We start from the raw sequence: 6,283 nt of genomic DNA on the forward strand, positions 1-6,283 counted from the left end.
AGCTCACACATGAAATACATTGTCGCAATGATCCAGCCCCACAAGCTGCCTGACGTGAAGGCTGCGCTTGCAGAGGTTGGAGTGAGGAAGATGACGGTTACCAACGCGCTGGGTTGCGGTGCACAGGGAGGCTACACAGAGGTCTACCGCGGCGTACCGAGCGAGGTCAACCTCCTCAAAAAGATCAAACTGGAAATCGGAGTCAATGAAGAGTATGCCGAAAAAACCGTGAAAGCCATCGTCAAAGGGGCCAAGACCGGTGAAATCGGAGACGGAAAGATCTTCATCTTCGACCTCCCCGAATGCGTCAGGATCCGCACAGAAGAAAAAGGTGAAGACGCCATCGGATAAGGAAAACAACTGTTCTTTTCAATAAACAACCCATCGTCGGGGTACCCGGAAACCGGGTGCCCCGGCAACCACACAACAATAAGCAAACAGGAGAAATCCAATGAGAAAGACCGCAAAATTCCTGACACTCGCAGTAGCGCTGGCAGCAACATTCACCGGCACCGCAAAAGCAGACGAAGGCTTCAGCATCGGCGCAGACGTCGTCAGCAGCTATGTATGGAGAGGTACAGAATTTGACGGCGGACTGAACATCCAGCCGAGCCTCAGCTACACCTTCGCGGGCATCGGCGTTGAAGTCGGTGCATGGGGCTCGTATGCTGTCTCGGAAACTAATGGAACCCGGTATAAGGAGCTTGACCTCTTTGCATCAGTCCCTGTCGGACCTGTGACCATGACGGTTACCAACTACAATTGCACTGCCGGCACCGGAAACACATTTGACTTCGGTGAAGACGGCCCGAACGTCGTGGAACTCAGCGCAAGTGGTGATATCGATGACCTGAGCCTTTTGGCCGCAGTCAATCTCAGCGGTATCGATACCAAAAACGCTGTCTACTGTGAGGTTGGATATGGTTTCTATGACAAGGATGGCTTCACTGCATCTGCTTTTGTTGGCGGCGGAAGCGAAGCATACTACCGCCCTGGAAGCAGTAGCACAGACTTTGCTGTCGTCAACACGGGCATCTCTGTCTCCAAAGATCGCTACACAGCTGCTTACATATACAATCCGGACTCCGAGAAGTCATTTCTCACGTTCATGGCATCGTTCTAAACCGCTGTTCCATGTTCTTTTCCTTCGACTGTCTTGTGTGTGTGCTTGACAGAGAGAGCAGCAGAAGGGCCTTCGGGCCCTTTCGCTGTTTATGGGGCGGCAGATGCATCCGACCATAGTCTCCGGTACATGCAACAAAGAAGGTTTGACCTTATCCGGGAAATCATATATTCTTACTTGCAGGATTTTCCAACAAGCCACATGACAGCCATGGAACTCAGTCGACTCACTGAAAAAGGCCAAATGACCATCCCGATCAGGATCCGAAAAAAAATCGGACTAAAAACAGGAGATGTCCTTGATCTTCGTATTGAAGGCGATCACATCATCATGAGGAAAATCAGGCCGAAGGCGGACCCGTATCTCACGTGTGTTGAAGAATCGCTCTCGGAATGGTATAGCGCGGAGGATGAGGAGGCCTGGGATGGGCTTTGAACAATTTGACACGGTAGTGGTTCCTTTTCCTTTCACTGACCGGTCAACAACCAAACGAAGACCTGCCCTGGTAATCTCGACCGGAACCTTCAACCAGTCGCATGACCATCTTATCCTCTCGATGATCACAAAGGCAGATAACAGCAGATGGGAAAGCGATTTCGAGATTCTGGACTGGTCAGAAGCCAACCTGATGCACCCTTGCAGAATCCGCATGAAATGCTTTACGCTTGAGACAAAGCTCGTAACAAGGAAACTCGGGTCAATTTCAGAACGCGACCGCATCACGGCAGGCTCCGCACTGAAGCGATACTTCGGATGCTGAATCAGGCGATCTGTTTTTCGTAAATCACATACTCCTTATAGGGCTTGCCTCCGATGACCTTGGCGAGCTTGCTCATGGCCTCGTTGGACTTGAGCACCCAGCTCATCTCACTGGCGAACAGGCCGTGCTGGCCCCCGTAATCGGCAATATGCGTGTTCAGGATGCTGTCGATCCCCTTGTTGCGGTACTCGGGCAGCACTCCCATCACAATGGTGCGGACAAGGGAGATGTTGCGCCGGTACCAGAGGAACTTCACGAACCCCCAGGGAGTGAACGGGTTGCCGTTCACATGGCGGAGCGCCTGGTTGATGTCAGGCAGTGAGAGGGAGAACCCGATGGTACGTCCATTGGAGTCCTCTACGAAATAAATATAGTGCGGGTTGGCGATCGGCTTCAAACTCTTGGCCATGAAGTCGAACTCCTTGTCCGTCATCGGCACGAACCCCCAGTTTTTCTCCCAGGCGCTGTTGTAGATGTCACGCACCAGCTCGATTTCCCGTTCGAAATTCTTCATGTCGATGATCCTGATCGACAGCCCCTCACGCTTCATCACATGCGCCGAGATTTTGCGTAGCCGCGCAATGTCGATGATCTTCTGGTCGATGTACCATGCCAGCAGTTCCTGACCGACATGGTGACCGGCTTTCTGGACAAGATCGTTGTAATAGGGCGGGTTGTAGAGCATGAGGAAGACCGGAGGACTGTCATAGCCTTTGGTAAGCATGCCGCACTGGTCGTTCATTGAAGGGCTGACAGGACCGCGCATGGTGTCCAGCCCTTTTCCCTTCAGCCAGTCCGCAGCTGCGGCAAAGAGGGCGTCGGCAACCCCCTGGTCGTTCAGGCACTCGAAAAAGCCCCAGAACCCGACACGGTCGCCATGCACCTCATTATGGCGGCGGTTGGCGATGGCGGCAATGGTTCCGGCCATGGAGCCGTCCTTCCAGGCGGTGAACATTGCAAGTTCTGCATGTTCGTAGAGCGGGAAAGCCTCAGTGTCCAGCGTCTTCATGTAGTCGGAGATCACCGGCGGCACCCAGTTCTCTTTCAGCTGCCGGTCATCCCGGTAGACCTTCCAGGCGAACTTGATGAACGCCTTGCGTTCCTGCTTTGTATGCACCTGCCTGATTTCGATGGACATTTCGCCCTCCCTCCTCGAATGGTTGTCTCATTTAGGAATACAAATCCCCCTGGAAAGGGGGATTATGTCATTGATAAATCTCCGGCTGAAAGGTCACTTGAACGCGTTGCCGGGCTCGACGCCGAGTGCCTTCAGAATGAGGGCCATCGGGCAGAAACCGGTGAATGCGGACTGAAGCATCATGGCGCCGACAATGCCGGTGAGCCAGAGCCATCCGGTGCTGATGGTAACAGCAAGGGAAACACTGACGAGAATGAGAAGTCCAGCTATGGCAAGAACAAGCTTATCGATATTCATGTTGATTTGGGTTATGGTTTAGAAAGCGAAAGTCAGAGAATTGAGTGCATGGTATCAGCTCCCTCACGCAGCATCCGTTCAGTCTCTTCCCACGAGATGCACTCGTCGGTAATCGAGACGCCGTAATGGAGCTTCTGGGGGTCTTCGGGAAAAGGCTGGTTGCCGGAACAGATATTGCTTTCGATCATGACGCCGGCAATACTTCTGCTGCCTTCACGCTTCTGGCGGAGGATGTCCTCCCACACCTTCAGCTGCTGGGCGTGCTGTTTACCGGAATTTGCATGGCTGCAGTCAACAAGCAGGGACTGCTCGAGCCCGGCTTTCTTCAAGAGCGCTTCGGCTTCGGCGATGCTCGATGCATCATAATTAGGCCCCTTGCTGCCGCCGCGAAGAACCATGTGCCCGAACGGGTTGCCCTTGGTGGTGATCACGCTGCTGCGCCCTTCCTGGTCGATGCCGAGAAAACTGTGCGGGTGCATCGCCGAGCGGATGGCGTCAACGGCTACGCCGAGACGGCCGTCCGTCGAGTTTTTGAACCCGACCGGCATGGAAAGGCCGCTGGCCATCTGCCGGTGCGTCTGCGACTCGATGGTGCGGGCGCCGATGGCAGCCCAGCTGATGACATCGGCCACATACTGCGGGGTAATGGGGTCAAGGAACTCCGTCGCACAGGGCAGACCCATGGCATTGATTTCAAGGAGCAGCTTGCGGGCATGATAAAGACCGTGCTCGATATCGTAGGTATCGTCTAGATGCGGATCGTTGATGAACCCTTTCCATCCGATGGTCGTGCGCGGTTTTTCGAAGTAGACCCGCATGACGATGACAAGGTCCTCCTCAAGCTCTTTGCGCAGGATTGCCAGCCGCTGGGCATACTCGCGGGCAGCGTTGATATCATGAATCGAGCAGGGGCCTACAATGACCAGCATGCGCCGGTCCTTGCCCGTGAGGATCCCCTCTATTTCGCGACGTCCTGCAGCAATGGCCAGTGCCGCCGCCTCATCAACCGGAAGCCGGTCTTTGAGGTCACCGGGGGAAGAAAGCCGGATGATGCTCGAAACCCGTAAATCATGTAACTGTTCCATCAGCGATACAGACAATAATGCTCAAAAATGCTCGAAGAATGCTCGTTCAAATCAGTCACTGAAGATAAAAAAAACCACGAGATATAATGAAGATACCCCACAATAAATTCCAGCGTCAGGGCACACTGCAGTGCAGGGCATCGGCATTATGACGCATCAGGCACCACGTCGCCAGTATAACAATCCGTTTAAAATGGAAGCCTTTGAACTGCCCCTCAAGGACAACAAGACCGGCGAAGGAGGCAGCCGATGATCTCGGAGTTTATCCAGACGCAAATGCGCCGAGGGCTCGCAAAGAGCGGACAAAGGAAAGACCAAGGCGCTTCTGTCGCTCGAAAAGAAGCTGGGCAAATGGCTTGCAGAGAGCGCTCTTTTGCCCAGATCCTGGATTGGTCTGACTGCCTTGAGACCACTCACGTGCAGACTGCCATGGGCAGCTACCGCTGGGCGGCCGAGTCAGTTGCCAGAGACAGGCTGTTTCTGGAGTATCCGGGCATGACTTCATGACCTCGTGTATGCATTCTCCTACTGTTTGGTTAGGATACCATCGTTCGGGTCGGCGTTTAACTGACCGGCTGAACTCATCGCAGTTGCGCCCGGTTAATAAAAAAGGATAAACCGCCTTGCACTGAAGGATCTTTTTGGAACGCCGGAGTCATTTTTGTACCGCCAGCAAGAAGAGATGATCGGATTGACGGTGCCAGCTTGACACGGAGCAAATGCCGCAGAGCTGGCTGAGCGGCTGTTTCAGAGGTGGGACGGGACGCGGCCGGCATGGCGAGAGGCTATCAGCGCAGCAAGCCAGGCGTAGCGCGTGCAGGCTGGATCACTCCGCCCGGCAATTTCGCCCGGCATCTTCATCCATCCCACGCTGCCACCGTCCGGCGTGCACCCCATGACACCACCACTCACTCCACGTCCCCCATTTCATTGAGGGGGGAGGTATGACTGGGGCTCCAAAGACCGCTGAACCAGACCGACAAGATCTTTGATGCTGAAAGGCTTGCGGATAAAGTTCACTCCTTCCTGCAGCGACTGAAGGTGATCAAGGCTTTCAGGTGCGTAGCCGGACATGAACATACATTGCAGGTCGGGATCGGCCTCCTGCATAATCTCATAGAGCTGAGGGCCGTTCATGCCCGGCAACACCACATCAGTAAGAAGCAGGTTGATGCCCTGCGGGTCCAGCTTGAGGGCGCTTTCGCCATCCGGAGCCGAGCGCACCCGGTATCCTATTTTTTCAAGTATCGTCTGGACGAGATGCAGAATATCCGGCTCGTCTTCAACAATGAGGATGACCTTGCTATCCTCTACGGCCGGCTCACTCCATTCATCATCGGCAGGTTTTTCTGCCACTGCGGGATCGCTATACAGGGGGAAGGACAGGGTAAAGGTGCTTCCTTTACCCTGTTCGCTGGAGCATGCAACATGGCCGTTGTGCTGCTTCACGATTCCGTAGACGGTAGAGAGGCCGAGGCCTGTGCCCTTCCCTACCTCTTTAGTGGTGAAGAACGGCTCGAAAATGTGCGGAAGATGACGCTCATTGATGCCGATTCCGGTATCCTTTACGGTAAGGACGGCATATCCCGGTGTCGTACTCTCGCCGGCGTTGATCGTAATGGTACCGTTCTCTTTTATGGCGTCGCGGGCGTTCAAGCAGAGGATGAGGAGGATCTGGTCGAATTGCCCGGGATCGATCGAGATGGAGTTGATGGCGGGGCCGGGGTGCCAGACGCAGGCGATGGATTCCCCCATAGCACCACGCAGCATCGGGAGGCACTCTTCAACCAGTGCGTTCAGCCCTATGACTGCCGGCTGCACGGTCTGCTTGCGGGCGAATCCCAGTAGCTGGCTGGTGATTGCCACTGAACGCTCGGTTG

General features: G+C 54.6%; 9 protein-coding genes. 4 read left to right on the forward strand and 5 right to left on the reverse strand.

From position 1 onward, the window contains the following. Nucleotides 1-9: 9 nt before the first annotated feature. From A3K90_RS00950 to A3K90_RS10265, 4 genes are all read left to right on the forward strand, one after another. Entirely contained in the window at nucleotides 10-351 is a 342-nt protein-coding gene (locus A3K90_RS00950) for a P-II family nitrogen regulator (protein ID WP_011357898.1), read from the forward strand. Nucleotides 352-451: 100 nt separating this feature from the next. Continuing rightward, the gene (locus tag A3K90_RS00955; protein ID WP_303680727.1) at nucleotides 452-1,123 is read left to right on the forward strand and encodes a TorF family putative porin; all 672 of its coding nucleotides are present in this window, start codon (nucleotides 452-454) and stop codon (nucleotides 1,121-1,123) included. 210 nt (nucleotides 1,124-1,333) lie between these two features. Further along, complete coding sequence (locus tag A3K90_RS00960; protein WP_303680728.1) at nucleotides 1,334-1,558, forward strand: AbrB/MazE/SpoVT family DNA-binding domain-containing protein; 225 nt, start codon at nucleotides 1,334-1,336, stop codon at nucleotides 1,556-1,558. Then, complete coding sequence (locus tag A3K90_RS10265; RefSeq protein WP_369690397.1) at nucleotides 1,548-1,883, forward strand: type II toxin-antitoxin system PemK/MazF family toxin; 336 nt, start codon at nucleotides 1,548-1,550, stop codon at nucleotides 1,881-1,883. The genes A3K90_RS00960 and A3K90_RS10265 overlap by 11 nt, the downstream gene beginning before the upstream one ends. 1 nt (nucleotide 1,884) lies before the next feature. Here A3K90_RS10265 and A3K90_RS00965 read toward each other — a convergent pair whose 3' ends face one another. The 5 genes from A3K90_RS00965 to A3K90_RS00985 all read right to left on the reverse strand — a co-directional run. Continuing rightward, the gene (locus A3K90_RS00965; protein WP_011357901.1) at nucleotides 1,885-3,021 is read right to left on the reverse strand and encodes a hypothetical protein; all 1,137 of its coding nucleotides are present in this window, start codon (nucleotides 3,019-3,021) and stop codon (nucleotides 1,885-1,887) included. A 93-nt stretch (nucleotides 3,022-3,114) separates the two neighbouring features. After that, entirely contained in the window at nucleotides 3,115-3,318 is a 204-nt protein-coding gene (locus A3K90_RS00970) for a DUF2892 domain-containing protein (RefSeq protein ID WP_011357902.1), read from the reverse strand. Nucleotides 3,319-3,350: 32 nt separating this feature from the next. Further along, entirely contained in the window at nucleotides 3,351-4,403 is a 1,053-nt protein-coding gene (locus A3K90_RS00975) for a 3-deoxy-7-phosphoheptulonate synthase (RefSeq protein WP_011357903.1), read from the reverse strand. Nucleotides 4,404-5,150: 747 nt separating this feature from the next. Then, nucleotides 5,151-5,315: a hypothetical protein gene (locus tag A3K90_RS00980; RefSeq protein WP_303680729.1), complete on the reverse strand. Its 165-nt coding sequence runs from the start codon at nucleotides 5,313-5,315 to the stop codon at nucleotides 5,151-5,153. Nucleotides 5,316-5,330: 15 nt separating this feature from the next. Then, nucleotides 5,331-6,283 (reverse strand): ATP-binding protein (locus tag A3K90_RS00985; RefSeq protein ID WP_303680730.1); only part of this gene is annotated, 953 nt, incomplete at its 5' end.

The organism is Pelodictyon luteolum (assembly GCF_001622165.1).
GTDB lineage: Bacteria > Bacteroidota > Chlorobiia > Chlorobiales > Chlorobiaceae > Chlorobium > Chlorobium luteolum_B.

What these genes read in the sequence shown, in the direction of transcription:
- A3K90_RS00950 (WP_011357898.1), top strand. Translation starts at nt 10, where the DNA reads ATGAAATACATTGTCGCAATGATCCAGCCCCACAAGCTGCCTGACGTG.
- A3K90_RS00955 (WP_303680727.1), top strand. Translation starts at nt 452, where the DNA reads ATGAGAAAGACCGCAAAATTCCTGACACTCGCAGTAGCGCTGGCAGCA.
- A3K90_RS00960 (WP_303680728.1), top strand. Translation starts at nt 1,334, where the DNA reads ATGGAACTCAGTCGACTCACTGAAAAAGGCCAAATGACCATCCCGATC.
- A3K90_RS10265 (WP_369690397.1), top strand. Translation starts at nt 1,548, where the DNA reads ATGGGCTTTGAACAATTTGACACGGTAGTGGTTCCTTTTCCTTTCACT.
- A3K90_RS00965 (WP_011357901.1), bottom strand. Translation starts at nt 3,021, where the DNA reads ATGTCCATCGAAATCAGGCAGGTGCATACAAAGCAGGAACGCAAGGCG.
- A3K90_RS00970 (WP_011357902.1), bottom strand. Translation starts at nt 3,318, where the DNA reads ATGAATATCGATAAGCTTGTTCTTGCCATAGCTGGACTTCTCATTCTC.
- A3K90_RS00975 (WP_011357903.1), bottom strand. Translation starts at nt 4,403, where the DNA reads ATGGAACAGTTACATGATTTACGGGTTTCGAGCATCATCCGGCTTTCT.